Source organism: Pedobacter sp. NO84, from assembly GCF_059703915.1.
The window spans coordinates 1,357,350-1,371,762 of sequence record NZ_AP046575.1 but is presented as its reverse complement, the minus strand read 5'-3'; the positions used below and the strand labels follow the sequence as shown (position 1 = coordinate 1,371,762).

The 14,413-nt window shown below is 39.1% G+C and carries 14 protein-coding genes; 2 read left to right on the top strand and 12 right to left on the bottom strand.

Features of this window, described 5'->3' with window-relative positions; genetic code table 11:
• Nucleotides 1-7: 7 nt before the first annotated feature.
• Entirely contained in the window at nt 8-631 is a 624-nt protein-coding gene (locus AC6H0V_RS05990; RefSeq protein WP_497562807.1) for a 7-carboxy-7-deazaguanine synthase QueE, read from the bottom strand.
• Between the two features lie 77 nt (nt 632-708).
• On the opposite strand from AC6H0V_RS05990, the gene AC6H0V_RS05985 reads away from it, so the two are divergent.
• Nucleotides 709-1,506 carry a hypothetical protein gene (locus AC6H0V_RS05985; RefSeq protein WP_497562806.1) on the top strand — a complete coding sequence of 266 codons (798 nt, stop codon included), beginning with the start codon at nt 709-711 and terminating at the stop codon, nt 1,504-1,506.
• Nucleotides 1,507-1,508: 2 nt separating this feature from the next.
• Nucleotides 1,509-1,838: a Rieske (2Fe-2S) protein gene (locus tag AC6H0V_RS05980; protein ID WP_497562805.1), complete on the top strand. Its 330-nt coding sequence runs from the start codon at nt 1,509-1,511 to the stop codon at nt 1,836-1,838.
• An 837-nt stretch (nt 1,839-2,675) separates the two neighbouring features.
• Here the strand turns inward: AC6H0V_RS05980 and AC6H0V_RS05975 are convergent.
• The 11 genes from AC6H0V_RS05975 to AC6H0V_RS05925 all read right to left on the bottom strand — a co-directional run bounded on the left by AC6H0V_RS05975 (nt 2,676) and on the right by AC6H0V_RS05925 (nt 14,338).
• Complete coding sequence (locus tag AC6H0V_RS05975; protein WP_497562804.1) at nt 2,676-3,119, bottom strand: PIN domain-containing protein; 444 nt, start codon at nt 3,117-3,119, stop codon at nt 2,676-2,678.
• Nucleotides 3,094-3,357 carry a DUF6364 family protein gene (locus tag AC6H0V_RS05970; protein ID WP_497562803.1) on the bottom strand — a complete coding sequence of 88 codons (264 nt, stop codon included), beginning with the start codon at nt 3,355-3,357 and terminating at the stop codon, nt 3,094-3,096. The genes AC6H0V_RS05975 and AC6H0V_RS05970 overlap by 26 nt, the downstream gene beginning before the upstream one ends.
• Nucleotides 3,358-3,503: 146 nt before the next feature.
• Nucleotides 3,504-4,382 (bottom strand): bifunctional 5,10-methylenetetrahydrofolate dehydrogenase/5,10-methenyltetrahydrofolate cyclohydrolase, encoded by an 879-nt coding sequence (locus tag AC6H0V_RS05965; protein WP_497562802.1) that lies wholly within the window; start codon nt 4,380-4,382, stop codon nt 3,504-3,506.
• Between the two features lie 70 nt (nt 4,383-4,452).
• Nucleotides 4,453-6,240 (bottom strand): translation elongation factor 4, encoded by a 1,788-nt coding sequence (lepA, locus tag AC6H0V_RS05960; RefSeq protein WP_497562801.1) that lies wholly within the window; start codon nt 6,238-6,240, stop codon nt 4,453-4,455.
• A gap of 124 nt (nt 6,241-6,364) precedes the next feature.
• Entirely contained in the window at nt 6,365-6,841 is a 477-nt protein-coding gene (locus AC6H0V_RS05955; RefSeq protein ID WP_497562800.1) for a DUF1003 domain-containing protein, read from the bottom strand.
• Between the two features lie 135 nt (nt 6,842-6,976).
• The gene (locus AC6H0V_RS05950; RefSeq protein ID WP_497562799.1) at nt 6,977-9,907 is read right to left on the bottom strand and encodes a GH92 family glycosyl hydrolase; all 2,931 of its coding nucleotides are present in this window, start codon (nt 9,905-9,907) and stop codon (nt 6,977-6,979) included.
• 4 nt (nt 9,908-9,911) lie between these two features.
• The gene (locus AC6H0V_RS05945) at nt 9,912-10,358 is read right to left on the bottom strand and encodes a hypothetical protein (RefSeq protein WP_497562798.1); all 447 of its coding nucleotides are present in this window, start codon (nt 10,356-10,358) and stop codon (nt 9,912-9,914) included.
• 1 nt (nt 10,359) lies between these two features.
• Complete coding sequence (locus tag AC6H0V_RS05940; protein ID WP_497562797.1) at nt 10,360-11,094, bottom strand: copper homeostasis protein CutC; 735 nt, start codon at nt 11,092-11,094, stop codon at nt 10,360-10,362.
• A 76-nt stretch (nt 11,095-11,170) separates the two neighbouring features.
• Nucleotides 11,171-12,202: a glycosylasparaginase gene (locus tag AC6H0V_RS05935; protein ID WP_497562796.1), complete on the bottom strand. Its 1,032-nt coding sequence runs from the start codon at nt 12,200-12,202 to the stop codon at nt 11,171-11,173.
• Nucleotides 12,203-12,353: 151 nt separating this feature from the next.
• Nucleotides 12,354-13,169: a nitrilase family protein gene (locus AC6H0V_RS05930; protein WP_497562795.1), complete on the bottom strand. Its 816-nt coding sequence runs from the start codon at nt 13,167-13,169 to the stop codon at nt 12,354-12,356.
• Nucleotides 13,170-13,192: 23 nt separating this feature from the next.
• Nucleotides 13,193-14,338: a methionine aminotransferase gene (locus AC6H0V_RS05925; protein WP_497562794.1), complete on the bottom strand. Its 1,146-nt coding sequence runs from the start codon at nt 14,336-14,338 to the stop codon at nt 13,193-13,195.
• Between the last annotated feature and the right edge of the window lie 75 nt (nt 14,339-14,413).

The window sequence follows — 14,413 nt, the reverse complement described above, 5'->3', positions numbered from 1 at the left end:
GGATATGTTAAGGAATATTAAGGAATTTATGCGTTTGAAGTGAGATTTCCCATCTTGGATTTGCCATTACATAAGCAACAATTAAGGGCGTAATCTCTTTCGCTTTAGACCATTCGGGCTGAAGGTATAATTTACAGGTTGGTGAAACCGTTGCTGCATACTTTTCGGCCCATTCGAAATCACTTTTATTAAACACGATCACTTTTAGCTCGTGGGCAAAAGGAGTGATGTCTGGCCGTGGGGCCTTAAATTTTTTCGGAGATAAACAGATCCAATCCCATGATCCCGAAAGTGGATAAGCACCTGAGGTTTCAATAAAAGTTAAAATTCCTCTTTCTTGAAGCTTTTGGGTAAGGTAGTCCAAATTATATATCAGCGGTTCGCCTCCGGTAACAACTACAGCTTTGCCCGGAAATGTATCTGCTTTAGCGGCAATATCGTCCGCTAAGGTTAAAGGGTGGACCTCTGCATCCCAGCTCTCTTTAACATCACACCAATGACAGCCTACATCACAACCTCCTAAGCGAATAAAATAAGCTGCTTTTCCCGTATTGAATCCTTCGCCCTGTATGGTATAAAATTCTTCCATTAATGGAAGTAATGTGCCGTCCTCTGGTATTTGATGTGCCATAAATTAAGGTGCAAAAGTAAGAAAATGTAGCGGATTATTATGAATATGTGTATCTTGTCAAAGCAATATTTACGCTCATGAAAAACAAAATCTTACTGCTACTTCCTTTTTTATGCCTTTTCTTAAGCTCATGTTTTGAGTTAGAGGAGACCTATAATTTAAAAGATGATGGTGCTTACGAAGTGAATTATGGGATTGATCTAAGCAAATTGATGGGGATTGCCGCCATGCTGAATCCGGATTCAGCAGCATCAATGGCTAAAAGTATGCTGGTAAAGGATACGCTAATTAACTTAGGGGCAACAGCAAACAACGCCAATGAAAATCTAACGGATCAAGAACGAAATTTGCTTGACCGTACCGTAGTGAGAACCCAAATGGATATGCCTAACGGACTTTTCAAAATCAGTTTCAATAGCAAAGGAAACTCGATTGAAGAACTGAAATATTTTTTGTCGAATTTTAGTTCGACTATAAAAAAGAGAAAGACCGTTGAAATGATCATGTCTCCGCCACCAGGCGCTAAAATTTCGAAAGGGAAGTCAACAGAATCGCCATATCAAGACAAGGAGTCGGATCTGCCATTTAAGAATGAAGAATATGATTTCGTTATTACCTCCAATTCTTTTGAACGAAAAGTGCGGCCTGAGCTAATTGCAGCACAAAAGGAAAAGAATGAAAAAGCGTTTAAGGTATTGAAGATGATGGATATGAAAATGACAAGTAAAATTATCATTAACTTGCCTCGAGCAGCAATATCAGTAGATAATGAGAAAGCTACTTTATCGCCTGATAGAAAACAGTTCAAGCTTGAAATAGACATGATAGAAGCAATGTTACATCCTGAAATGTTAAATTTTAAGGTCAATTATTAACGATGAACTGGGTAAAAGTTGATATTAACCTACCCGATAATGATGTTGTAACGCAGGTTAAAGTAAACGGCAAAAAACTTTGCCTCATTAAATACGACCAGAAAATCCATATCGTTCAAAATACCTGCCCCCATGCCGGTGGTATCTTGAGTGGAGGATGGTGTAAACAAGGTAATATCGTTTGCCCTATCCATCGGTACGAATACAATTTAACTACTGGAAGAGGAGCGGAGGGGCAAGGCGATTACATTACTATTTATCCTATAGAAATACGGGAAGATGGACTTTATGTTGGATTTAGGGAGAGTTTGTGGAAAAGGATGTTTAGGTAGAGAGCAGAGAGCATGGGGCAGAGAGAATGGAAAATTAATTGTTCATCGATAACTGCTGCTCAAAAAACTCCGTACAGCTTGATAATCTTTGGTAAAATAAAATAGCGGTCTTTAGATTTGTGCGATACAATCGCACTGTTCACGCATCCTCGTTACAAACGAGGACGAGATGGGGAGCATGGGGCAGAGAGAATGGAAAATTAACTGTTCATCGATAACTGCTGCTCAAAAAACTCCGTACAGCTTAATAATCTTTGGTAAAATAAAATAGTGGTCTTTATATTTGTGCGATACAATCGCACTGTTCACGCATCCTCGTTACAAACGAGGACGAGATTGGGTTGAGAGATGGGAAAATAATCAATTGTTCACCGATAAATGCTGCTCAAAAAACTCCGTACAGCTTGATAATCTTTGGTAAAATAAAATAGCGGTCTTTATATTTGTGCGATACAATCGCACTGTTCACGCATCCTCGTTACAAACGAGGACGAGATTGGGTTGAGAGATGGGAAAATAATCAATTGTTCATCGATAACTGCTGCTCAAAAAACTCCGTGCAGCTTGATAATCTTTGGTAAAATAAAATAGTGGTCTTTATATTTGTGCGATACAATCGCACTGTTCACGCATCCTCGTTACAAACGAGGACGAGATGGGGCAGAGAGAATGGAAAATTAATTGTTCATCGATAACTGCTGCTCAAAAAACTCCGTGCAGCTTGATAATCTTTGGTAAAATAAAATAGCTGTCTTAGATTTGTGCGATACAATCGCACTGTTCACGCGTCGTTACAAACGAGGACGAGATGGGTTGATAGAAGGGAAAATTAATTGTTCATCGATACTGCTGCTCAAAAAACTCCTTACAGCTTAATACTTTCACTTCTGCGAAATAAAAATCCGCTTTGTCTTCGGTGATGATATAGTTGCATTTGCTTTCCATGGCTGCATAATACTCCAATCCATCTTCAAAATCATTGATTTGAGGGTTATTTATCGTGGCGGAAACGCCTGCACTAGAATTCTCCGCGACTTGAATATGTTGACAAAGTAAAGCAATCTTCTTTTTAGCTAACGATGTGTGACTTTTTTTTTCCGCAAAGTAAAAAGCAATAGCCAAACACAGGGGAGAGGTATAGACTTCAAACTGGGGATGAGCAGCTAAACTTAGTATCCGCGAAGAAAATGTAAATAAGGGATATTCCTTGTTCAATACGGATACTAATACATTAGCATCTAAAAACAACCTTTGCTTATTTTTTTGAAGAGAAATATTCACTTTTACTTTCTTTGCGAGTATGAGCCTTATCTGATGTTTTGTACTCGATTTCTCCTTCAGATACCATGCTTACCCAATCCGAAATCGGAAAATCTTCTAAGGATTTGTATTGCTTTGCCGTAACTTGAGTAAGCAGGTGCTCTATTAACCTAGATAAACTAATGTTATTATCCGCGGCATATTTTTTAGCTTTTGTAACCACCTCCTGGTTAAAGCTTAAGGTTAATTTGGTATCCATGGCGACGCAATAAAATGAATAATCAAAGATAATACAAATTACACGTATTAAAAAATATTTTTATACGTAACTAAAGTTAAAGATTTCTCTTTTAATTTGGGCTATATCTGTGTAATCATCCGCGAAGCGGAAATCATATTAATCTATTAATAAATTTCTTTCTTAGCAGATGCTAAGGTGTTTTTCAATAAGCCCACAATAGTCATTAATCCGACGCCACCAGGTACAGGTGTAATCCACGAAGCTTTTGGGGCTACATTTTCAAAATCTACATCACCGAATAATTTGTAACCAGATTTAGTTTCGGTTGATGTTTCTCGATTGATCCCAACATCGATTATAATTGCTCCTGGTTTAACCATATCAGCGGTTACAAAATTCTTTTTACCGATAGCGGCAACTATGATATCGCCCTGCAAGATCATTTCTTTAAGGTTATGGGTTTTGCTATGGGTTAACGTTACCGTGCAGTTCCCCGGATTGGCGTTACGTGCCATTAACACACTCATCGGACTACCAACGATATTGCTTCTCCCAACAACTACACAATGTTTCCCGGTAGTATCAATATTGTAGGCTTTGAGCATAAGCAAAATTCCATATGGAGTGGCCGGAATAAAGCAAGGCAGATTACGCATCATCCTGCCTAAGTTAATGGGGTGAAATCCGTCTACATCTTTCCGATAATCGATTTTTTCGGTAACTTTTTCGGGATCGATATGTTTGGGCAAGGGCAATTGCACAATTAAACCATCAACTCCTTTATCCTGATTTATTTCTTGGATCTTGGCTAGGAGCTCTGCTTCGCTAACTGTATTATCATATCTAATCAACGAGGATTGAAAACCTACCTTTTCGCAGTTTTTCATTTTGCTAGCTACATAGGTCTCACTTCCACCATCATTGCCTATTAATATGGCAATTAAGTGTGGCTTACGTCCGCTCTGCGCTAAAAATGCTGCCGCTTCATCAGCTATTTCATTCTTTATTTTTTCTGAAGCGAATTTTCCGTCGAGTAGTAACATGTAGTATTGCGTTGGGCGTTGGGCGTAGAGTGTAGGCGTTAACTAAACGCTTATCGCTCAGCGCTTAACGCTAATCTAATTTAAGCACAGCCATAAATGCCGTTTGTGGAATTTCTACATTCCCTACCTGGCGCATGCGTTTTTTACCTTTTTTCTGTTTTTCAAGAAGTTTACGCTTACGTGAAATATCACCCCCATAACATTTAGCGGTAACGTCTTTACGTAAGGCACTCAATGTTTCGCGGGCAATTACCTTAGCGCCAATAGAAGCTTGGATTTTAATTTCAAATTGTTGGCGAGGAATAAGTTCTCTTAATTTCTCGCAGATCTTTTTACCAAAATCATACGCATTACTTCGATGTATTAACGATGAAAGTGCATCAACCGGCTCCTCGTTCAATAATAAATCTAAGCGCACCAAATCAGATTTTCTGTATCCAATTTGATGGTAATCGAATGAGGCGTAGCCTCTTGAAAGCGTTTTTAACTTATCGTAAAAATCGAATACAATTTCGCCCATTGGCATCTCAAAAACAAGTTCTACACGATCAGAAGTAAGGTAAGATTGATGAGTGATCGTTCCTCTTTTTTGAATGCACAGCGACATGATTGGACCAACAAAATCTGCTTTGGTAATAATGTTTGCTTTGATATAGGGTTCTTCAACCGAATCCAATTTACTTGGATCTGGTAGGTCGGAGGGATTATTAACGATAATTTCATCGCCCTTGGTGGTATATGCAATGTAGGATACGTTGGGCACAGTGGTAATTACCGTCATATCGAACTCGCGTTCCAGGCGTTCCTGGATAATTTCCATGTGCAACATACCCAAGAAACCGCAACGGAAACCAAAACCCAATGCTGCCGAACTTTCTGGTTCAAAAACAATGGATGCATCATTGAGCTGCAATTTGTGCATGGCTTCTCTCAATTCTTCGAACTCATCCGTATCAACCGGATAAATTCCGGCAAATACCATAGGCTTTACTTCTTCAAAACCTTGGATCCCATCCGCTGAACCATTTTCTACGGTAGTAATGGTATCTCCAACTTTTACTTCCCGTGCTTCTTTAATCCCCGAAATAATATAACCTACATCACCTGTTTTAACTACACTACGGGGCGACATGTCGAGTTTTAGGATCCCAACTTCATCAGCCAGATATTGTTTGCCTGTATTAATAAATTTAACTTTATCTCCTTTTTTAATCTCTCCGTTAACTACTTTATAGTAGGCAATGATCCCTCTAAAGGAATTAAAAACACTATCAAAGATCAGCGCTTGCAAGGGTGCCTTCGGATCGCCAACCGGGGCAGGGACGCGATCTACAATAGCTTGTAAGATCTCTGGAATACCCATACCTGTTTTTCCGGAAGCCGGAATAATTTCTTCTCTTTTACAGCCGATAAGGTCGATAATCTGGTCTTTTACCTCTTCGGGCATCGCCCCCGGCAAATCCATTTTATTTAAGATGGGGATAATCTCTAAATCGTGCTCCAGCGCGAGATAAAGATTGGAGATGGTTTGTGCCTGAATGCCCTGTGATGCGTCTACAATTAACAATGCGCCTTCGCATGCGGCAATAGAACGGGATACTTCGTAAGAAAAATCTACGTGACCAGGGGTATCGATGAGGTTAAAATTGTATTCCTGGCCGTCAATCTTAAAGTTCATCTGTATGGCATGACTTTTAATGGTTATGCCGCGCTCGCGCTCTAAATCCATATTATCAAGCAATTGTGCCTGAGATTCGCGTTGACTAATGGTGTTGGTATATTCTAACAACCTATCGGCTAAAGTGCTTTTACCGTGGTCGATATGTGCAATTATGCAAAAATTACGTATGTGCTTCATCTTTGTGCAAAGATAGCAAAAATGTCAATTAGCTAATTAGCTATTTATCGAATTAGGTAATTAACTGTAAACGGTCAACTGAAAAATGATAACTGTGACCTGAAAAGGAAAGAAAATGTCACGGTTACTCCTCAGCCTCCTTATGCAACTGTTCTATATCGGTATGTTCTTTGAGCTGTTCTAGTTCTTTATCTTTATCTGCGATTCCCATTTCCTTTTGGATACTATGAAGCATTTCCAAAACCTTGGTAATTTTCATTTCAGACTTTATATTAACCTCAAATTCTACTTCTTGACCAATTTTTTCCAACCTTGCCTGTCTTTTCTGGCTAATTAATACGGATATGGTGAGCACGATGGCGAATACAGATACAACCATTTGTAGTTCTTGGAAAGGGAATGGATCGAAAGGGGTAATCTGGTCAAAAAAGCCCAAATTAATACAGACCCAGGCTATTACAAAAATCGCAAATGCTAGTAAGAATACAATAGAGCCAAAAGTGTTAGTAATAAATAAAGAAACACCATCCCTACGCTTTTTATGTCCGGTGAGCTTAGAATTTTCTATTGGTTTTGATTTGGTAGTTGCTGAATCTTTCATAGGTATGGAGAGGTTTCTTTCTCTAATTTAGGTAATTATAATTATTTACGTGCTTGGTAATGATTTGGTTTAGCGCAGCTAGGTCTTGGCGTTAAGCTAGCTCCCAACTGAAAACTCTCAACTGAAAACTCCGAACTACTTTACCGTTATCTCATCAAAAAACGTATGTGCTTTTCCACCAGCGCCTTCGTGCCACGAAGGAAGGGTACCGTAGTTTTTCGCCACTATTTTAATATATCTACAATCGGCATTTACCTTTGTGGCCAATTCCTTGATCTGGATCGTATAATCTTTAGCATCAGTCGGTGCTTTAACTGTGGCAATTAACTTAAAGTTTAAATCTGTTCCCGCAACATAGAACTCGGTTTCGGGTGGGAAAACAATCCAGGCATTGGTATCCTGCAAGGCACCAATGCTTACCTCATTAACTGTTTGGTTTTTTCCTAAATCTAAAATAGCCTCAAAATCCTTGCCCCAGAAGCCTTGCCAACGGTTACCAACACGCCAGTTGACGGTTCCTCGAACCCCATCTATTAAGGCATCATTACCGCCACCAGTAAAGCTTTTATTAATTTCACTGTCAATTTTGATGGTATAATTAGTTGAGATTTGTTTGTAGATCGCTGTACTAACATAACTTGCTTTGAAGCCTGTTTTATAAGCAATTGATTTTATGGTTGTACTTTTATCAATGGCGAAGGGAGCACTATATCTTAATGATTCATCTGTTGGTAGTTTTCCATCTAATGTATAATAAATGGTTGCGCCAGGGAGGGCAGAAGTGAGGCGAATCGTTGCTTCATTCTTAAATGTTTCTTGCGGACCATCGATTATCGGATTAGGAACAATCAGGTTGGTGCTGATCTTAACTATTGGTTTCTGCAAGCTGTTTAGATATTTCAGATTTGGTTTTGCTGATAAGGCAAAGGTTAAATTTGCCCCATTTTTTATATCATCAAAGTTCAGGTATAATTTTTTATAGGATTTTTCATTTAGCGAAATGCCATTTATATAAAAGTTGTCGTTATTTCTAGGTGGTGCCTTTATAAAGATCTTTTTCCCATTCTCTAGACTAATAGTCATCTTTTTAAACCAAGGGGTACCAAAAGTGTACATATTATTTCCGGGAGAAACTGGATAAAACCCCATAGCACTCATTACCAACCATGCGCTCATTTGTCCGCAGTCTTCATTGCCCGCCAAACCATCGGGAGCATTCTGGTACTGCTCGTTCATGATCTTATTGATGTAATACTGTGTTTTCTCTGGGTGATTGGTATAGGCAAATAAATAGGCCATATGATGACTTGGCTCGTTTCCATGTGCATATTGACCAATTAATCCTGTGATATCACTCTGGTCTCGTCCGGTTAAACCGAGTTTCGTAGTAAACAATTCATCCAGCTTTTGCTGATATATTTTTTCGCCGCCCATAAACTCCATGTGGCTATTTATGTCTTGCTGTGTACTAAAACTGTAATGCCATGAATTACCTTCGGTATAATTGTTGTTTACCTCTGTTGGATTAAATGGTTTCCACCATCCACCATTATTCCTTGCTCTTATATGAAGCGTGCTAGGATCAAAGACGTTTTTCCAGTTTTGGGCTCTTTTACTATAAACCTGATAATCGGCTTCTTCGCCAATCATCTTTGCAAACTGTGCAATACACCAATCATCATAAGCATACTCAACTGTTTTAGAAGCGCTTTCATGCTCCATGTCAGCCATTACTGCACCATACCTTGCATAATCATTAATGCCAAACTGATTTCTATTTACCGCATGTTTCATCGCGGCCAAGGCCAACTTTGTATCAAAACCTCGAATTCCTTTAGCGTAGGCATCCGTAATTACGGGAATAGAATGATTGCCAATCATACAATAGGTTTCTTCATTGGCAAGTGGCCAAATAGGGAGTAATCCTCCTTCTTTATCCATGGCTAAAAAGGTCTTGATGAAGTCTAAGGCTCTTTTCGGATTAATTAAGGTTAACAATGGATTTTCGGTGCGATAGGTATCCCATAAGGAAAAAACGCTATAATATTCAAAGTCCTTGGCGGTATGGATTTTATTGTCCAGACCACGATATCTACCGTCTACATCCATATACAAATTTGGATTAAGTAAACTATGATAGAGCGCAGTATAGTAAGTTGTTAACTGGTTTTTGTTACTGCTTTCTACATCAATTTTAGCTAATTCATTGTTCCAACTACTTTTGGCTGCTGCCCATGTTTTAGAGAAGTCGAAGCCCAGTTTTTCTGCATCTAGGTTTTTGACTGCACCTTCACCATCCACCGGAGAAATGGCTACCTGAGCTAAAATTTCTTCTTCGGCCGAAGTTTCAAATTGAAGAATGAGTTTAACCCCACCATTACTCTCAAATTTCTTTACACGAGCATTAAAAATATTTTCGTTTTCACTCCTCCATGATTTGAAAGGTTTATTAAAACGCAAACAAAAATAAAGTTCCTGCCCTTTTGCCCACGCGCTCGATTTACGATAACCTCTGATTTCTTTATCACCAACAACTTCTATCCAACTCGCTAATGTTTTATCTCGGTGACTAAGATCAACTACAATATTTGCCTCATTTGATTTAGGATAGGTAAAACGATATAAGCCAGCTCTTCGTGTAGCCGTAACTTCTGCCTTGATTTGATACTTATCTAAAAATACCCTGTAATACCCTGGACTTGCTTTTTCATTCTTTTTCTGAAATGACGAAGCATACTGTTTGTTGTTAAATTGAGGTTTTCCCGTAGTTGGCATCAATAGAAAATCGCAATAGTCTTCTATGCCGGTTCCGCTTAAATGGGTTTGAGAAAAGCCATACAACAGCGAATCGGTATAATGATAACCGGAACACCCATCCCAACCGTTTAAGCGTGTATCAGGACCGGGCTGGATCATGCCAAAGGGGAGTGCGGGCCCAGGATAAGTATGTCCATGACCACCAGTGCCGATAAATGGATTTACATATTGGGTATACTCTTTTTTGTTTTGCGCAAATGCAAAATTTACAAGGAAAATAAGCCCTATTGATATTTTTAAAAACTTCATTAATCTAATTTGTAGTGGGTGTAGAATCGTTTTTTTTCATTCTGGAGAAGGGGTAACCGTTGCACCCTGTTTTAGGGTTTTGCCTATCTGCATAAGCGGTTTCTTCTGCAATCTTATCGGTTTCTGCATCGTAGGCTGTTAAACAGAAGCCCCAAAGAAAAGGTTCCATGCCGCTAAATGTCATATAATCTATGCGGGTATATTTATTTTTATCTGTGGGATTGCCCGAGTCATTTTTAGCTACTAAATACTGCTTTTCTGGATTCCATTTAATGATATGGTATTTGATGTTTGGATGTTGGATCCAAAGGGTATCGTTAATGGTATAGGCGATCTTGTAGTCGTCTGTAAAATTACCCAAGGTAAAAGTTGGAGCACCCATTTTAGGGTTTTGTGCCTTTACTAAGGCAAAACTGCAGATTAGTCCAAGAATTAAGCTAATTTTTTTCATGTTATGTTATGGCCTGGATTAACTGACTAACCAACTTTGATGAAGTTTGTTCGTACTCATATTCTTCAGTAACGCTACCCAGTGTGCTTTTAGAACCTTTATAATACATTTTACTCTGCACTTTTATACGAGCTGATGAATGAAATACCTTAGCACCGGTGTGGTTTTGAATAGTTTTAATATTGGCCGGATTTATTCCAGCACCAGGCATAATTTCGATCCTACTAGCTGCTTGTTTAACAAGACGTGTTATTTTTTCCATTCCTAGAAAGGCATTTTCGGCTCCGCCGGATGTGAGCACCCTTACAAAGCCTAATTCGATTAGTTTTTCAAGGGCGATTTCCATGTTGTTACACATATCAAACGCTCTATGAAAAGCGATGGGCATTGGAGAAGCTAATTTTATGAGTTCCGCACATCTAAGCTGATCTATTTCGCCATTGGCTAATAAAATTCCAGTAACAACACCATCACAATTTAAATTTTTACACAGGGTGATGTCGGCCTTCATGATTTCAAATTCATCATCGTTATATAAAAAATCGCCACCACGAGGTCTAATGATTGGCCACACTTCAAGATTTAATCTTTCTTTGCATAATCTGATTTGACCATAACTTGGTGTGGTACCCCCCTCTGCCATGTTTTCGCAGAGTTCTATACGAAAGGCACCTCCAAGTTCAGCTTCTTTTCCGGACATGTATGAATTGGCACAAACCTCCAAAATGATCGTCATATTAACATCGCATATTTACACCTAATGGGCGGGAAGGATTTTGCGAACGCCAAACGCTTTCCGCTTAACCCCAAACCTAATAATAACTTTTCCCTTTAATTACTAAATCTTGTTTTTCGGTGTTGCAAACTGCATAGGTGAAGCCCTTTTGAATGGCATATGCACCGTATTCGCCCTTTTTGTTCATCGCTAAAAACCCTACCTGAATATTCTTTGCGGTTTCTGGTTTCCTTTTGATGATCCTCATCACTGCCTCTTTGCAGGCATCTTCTGGAGAATAGCCTTGCCGCATCAGTTCTACCACCAAAAATGAGCCTACATTTCTTACCACCTCTTCGCCAACACCTGTTGAGGTTGCTCCCCCAATTTCGTTGTCGATGTATAGTCCGGCGCCAATAATGGGGCTATCACCTACACGGCCGTGAAGCTTATAGGCCATCCCACTCGTGGTACACGCTCCTGATAGGTTTCCATGGGCATCTAACGCAATCATGCCAATGGTATCATGGTTGTATTTATTTCCTGGCAATTTATCAGGCGCAGCTTTATTGTAAAGTTTATTTTCAATATTAACTGTAGGCTGATATTTTGCAGTTTTTAACCATTCTTTCCATGCTTTTACACTTGCTGGCGTTAATAAGCTTTGTTTTTTAAATCCTTGTTCTAAGGCAAATTGAAGGGCTCCACTTCCAGCAAGCATCACATGTGGCGTTTTTTCCATTACTTTTCTGGCCACCGAAATGGGATGTAAGATTTGCTCGAGAGCTAAAACCGCTCCACAGTTACCTAGATCATCCATAATACAGGCATCAAGGGAAACGATCCCATCCCGATCAGGCAATCCGCCCAAACCAACAGATTGATTTGTTCCCTCAGCCTCTGTAATGCGTACACCTTGCTCTACCGCATCTAATGCCCTTCCATTTGTATTTAGTACTTTCCATGCCCCAGCATTTGCAGCTACCCCAAAATCCCAGGTCGAAATTACTATTGGCTGATTTAACCTCTGCGTTTTTGTCGGAATTATCTCGGCCATACCTTGTTTGCTTACCGCTATTAACGCCGTGGATAGGGCAGTGGACTTGATGAATTTTCTTCTATTGAGCATGAAAAGGGTAGTTGGTTATTTGTTGAATGGGTTAATTGTTGAATTGGTTAACTGGTTAATTGTTGAATTGTTGAATTGTCGGACTAACTCCCAGCTTTTGTTATGTTATTGTTTGAACGTTGAGAGTAGCTTCCGAAAACCGTTCCAACTCTCAACTTTTATTATCAGTTAGGTTAAACTTATCAGCATCTTGTAAAAAAGGGAATTGTCTTCTGATTTTCTCGAGATCAGGATAATTGATACTAAAGGTATAAAGATCTTCATCCTCTGGTTTATAATAAACAGTATTGCCGTGTGGGTCTATGCACATCGAATGGCCACTGTGATACACTTGATTTCCATCATGCCCAACGCGGTTAACCGCCACAACATAGCTTTGGTTTTCAATTGCACGGGCATGAATTAATGTTCTCCAGTGCGAAGAGCGTTTGTCTGGCCAACTGGCTATCAAGAGTAAGATATCGTATTCTGTATTTTTATTGCGCAGCCAAACAGGGAAACGAAGGTCGTAGCATACGGCAAGCCTTATTTTCCATCCTTTTAGTTCTACAATTACTGGTTTTTGTCCGGCAGTAAATTTTTCGTCTTCATCGCCCATTCCAAACAAATGGTGTTTATCATAGTATTGATAGTCGCCGTTTGGTAGCATCCAGATCATTCTATTATAGAATTTTTCACCTTCTTTTATCATCAGGCTTCCTGTAACCACACAATCATAATTTGACGCGGTTTTTTTAAGCCACAACATGGTTTTACCTGTCATTTCTTCGGCCAATAGCTCGGCGTTCATAGAAAATCCGGTGTTAAACATTTCGGGCAATACAATAAGGTCGGTTTTTTCTCTAACGCCCCCAGATAAGCGCAAGGTTATATTTTGTAAGTTTTTATCGGTATTTTCCCAGAATAGGTAAGCCTGAAAGACGGTAATCTTTAAGTTTTGAATGTTCAAATATTGTGGACTTTCCATTTTATTATTGTTAGGAGTCGAATTTATATTTTCATTAATCTTTCAACGGCTTTCTCTAAAGTATCTTGTTCTTTAGCAAAACAAAATCTTAAAATCTTTTCATCCATTTTTTTGGTATAAAAAGCCGAAACGGGAATACATGCCACTCCAACCTCTTCGACCAATCTTAGTGCCATTTCTGTATCTTTTTCTGTGCTGAGGTCTTCATAGCTTACACATTGAAAATAAGAACCTCTACAAGGTAATAATTTAAATTTGGTCTCGCTTAAAAGTGAGCGGAACAAATCTCTCTTTTGCTGAAAAAAACCGGCAAGGTCTTGATAAGCATTTTCACTTTTAAGAAAGTTGGCAATCCCCATCTGCATCGGTGTATTTACACTGAACACATTGAATTGATGAACCTTCCTAAATTCAGCCATTAATTTGGCTGGAGCAAGGCAATAGCCCAATTTCCAGCCTGTGGCATGAAGCAATTTACCAAAAGAGGCGATCACAAAGCTTCTTTCCCTCAATTCTGGATATTTCGATACACTATGATGTTGGACATTATCATAGATTAAGTGCTCGTAAACTTCATCACTTAAAATTAGAATGTCTGTATTTTTGGTTAATTTTATTAAGGCATCTATATCTTTTTTTTCTAGAATACTCCCAGAGGGGTTCTGGGGGCTATTAATAATGATCATTTTAGTGTTCGCAGTAAAGAGTTTCTTTACCATTTCCCAATCAATTGCATAATCGGGAGCATGTAACTCGAAGGGTTTAACAAGACCTCCGAACAACTTGATTGTGGGTGCATACGAATCATAGGCGGGCTCGAAGATAATCACCTCATCACCCGGGTTGATTACTGATGCTAGAGCCGTAAAAATGGCCTGAGTTCCGCCCGCAGTAATAGTTACTTCTGTATCAGGATGGTATTGGGCGCCATGCAGCGCTTCAACTTTTTCTACAACAAACTCACGTAGCTCGAGTAGGCCTGGCATAGGGGCGTATTGATTATGTCCATCCCTCATGGCATCGGCTACAAATTTGATTAATTTATCATTAGTAGCATAATCAGGAAATCCTTGTGAAAGGTTTATCGCATTATGTTCTTGGGCTAATTTAGACATTACCGAAAATATGGTAGTGCCAACGGCTGGTAGTTTCGAATTGATCAATATCATGCCTTACGAAAATAGGAAAGATTTGCTCAAGAAAGAAATTTGAAGGACGCTGGGTGTTAACCTTAAATAGAATTT

What these genes read in the sequence shown, in the direction of transcription:
- AC6H0V_RS05950 (WP_497562799.1), bottom strand. Translation starts at nt 9,907, where the DNA reads ATGAAGTTTTTAAAAATATCAATAGGGCTTATTTTCCTTGTAAATTTT.
- AC6H0V_RS05970 (WP_497562803.1), bottom strand. Translation starts at nt 3,357, where the DNA reads ATGGATACCAAATTAACCTTAAGCTTTAACCAGGAGGTGGTTACAAAA.
- AC6H0V_RS05965 (WP_497562802.1), bottom strand. Translation starts at nt 4,382, where the DNA reads ATGTTACTACTCGACGGAAAATTCGCTTCAGAAAAAATAAAGAATGAA.
- AC6H0V_RS05925 (WP_497562794.1), bottom strand. Translation starts at nt 14,338, where the DNA reads ATGATATTGATCAATTCGAAACTACCAGCCGTTGGCACTACCATATTT.
- AC6H0V_RS05940 (WP_497562797.1), bottom strand. Translation starts at nt 11,094, where the DNA reads ATGACGATCATTTTGGAGGTTTGTGCCAATTCATACATGTCCGGAAAA.
- AC6H0V_RS05955 (WP_497562800.1), bottom strand. Translation starts at nt 6,841, where the DNA reads ATGAAAGATTCAGCAACTACCAAATCAAAACCAATAGAAAATTCTAAG.
- AC6H0V_RS05985 (WP_497562806.1), top strand. Translation starts at nt 709, where the DNA reads ATGAAAAACAAAATCTTACTGCTACTTCCTTTTTTATGCCTTTTCTTA.
- AC6H0V_RS05980 (WP_497562805.1), top strand. Translation starts at nt 1,509, where the DNA reads ATGAACTGGGTAAAAGTTGATATTAACCTACCCGATAATGATGTTGTA.
- AC6H0V_RS05930 (WP_497562795.1), bottom strand. Translation starts at nt 13,169, where the DNA reads ATGGAAAGTCCACAATATTTGAACATTCAAAACTTAAAGATTACCGTC.
- AC6H0V_RS05935 (WP_497562796.1), bottom strand. Translation starts at nt 12,202, where the DNA reads ATGCTCAATAGAAGAAAATTCATCAAGTCCACTGCCCTATCCACGGCG.
- lepA (WP_497562801.1), bottom strand. Translation starts at nt 6,240, where the DNA reads ATGAAGCACATACGTAATTTTTGCATAATTGCACATATCGACCACGGT.
- AC6H0V_RS05945 (WP_497562798.1), bottom strand. Translation starts at nt 10,358, where the DNA reads ATGAAAAAAATTAGCTTAATTCTTGGACTAATCTGCAGTTTTGCCTTA.
- AC6H0V_RS05990 (WP_497562807.1), bottom strand. Translation starts at nt 631, where the DNA reads ATGGCACATCAAATACCAGAGGACGGCACATTACTTCCATTAATGGAA.